Origin of the sequence: Pandoraea sp. PE-S2R-1 (assembly GCF_002179865.1) — a bacterium.
Lineage (GTDB): Bacteria > Pseudomonadota > Gammaproteobacteria > Burkholderiales > Burkholderiaceae > Pandoraea.
In genome coordinates this window covers 1-468 of record NZ_NGUR01000115.1, presented here as the reverse complement: position 1 = coordinate 468, position 468 = coordinate 1, and the positions used below count along the sequence as shown (strand labels likewise).

1 pseudogene is annotated in these 468 nt (G+C 66.9%); it reads left to right on the top strand.

The annotated features are described in order from the left end of the window. Window positions 1–468 (top strand): annotated as a pseudogene (locus tag CDV44_RS27300) (5-oxoprolinase); the annotation flags it as partial.

Genomic DNA, 468 nt, shown 5'->3' with positions numbered 1-468 from the left:
CAAGGCGTGCCGCCGTCGCGCATCGAGACGGTGCGTCGTGTTCACGTGCGCTATGCGGGGACCGATTCGGCGCTTGCCGTGCCATTCGGTGACGTCGCACAAATGCGCGCCGCTTTCGAGGCGGCCTATCGTCAGCGCTACTCGTTTCTGATGGACGGTGCGGCGTTGATCGCCGAAGTGGCATCGGTGGAAGCCATCGGCCACTCGGATGCACCTGTCGACATCGCGCCGCTGGACGCCCGCACATCGGGCGCGCCGCAAGTCGTCGATCATGTGAAGTGCTTCGCGGGCGGTGCGTGGCACGAGGCGGCGCTGTTCGCCCGCGACACACTGCTCGCCGGTGACACCATCGACGGACCTGCCATCGTCGCGGAGAAGAGCGGTACGACTGTCGTCGAGCCGGGCTGGCAGGCGCAGATGAGCGCACAGGGCAATCTCGTGCTGACGCGTGTGGTGCCCAGACGAACG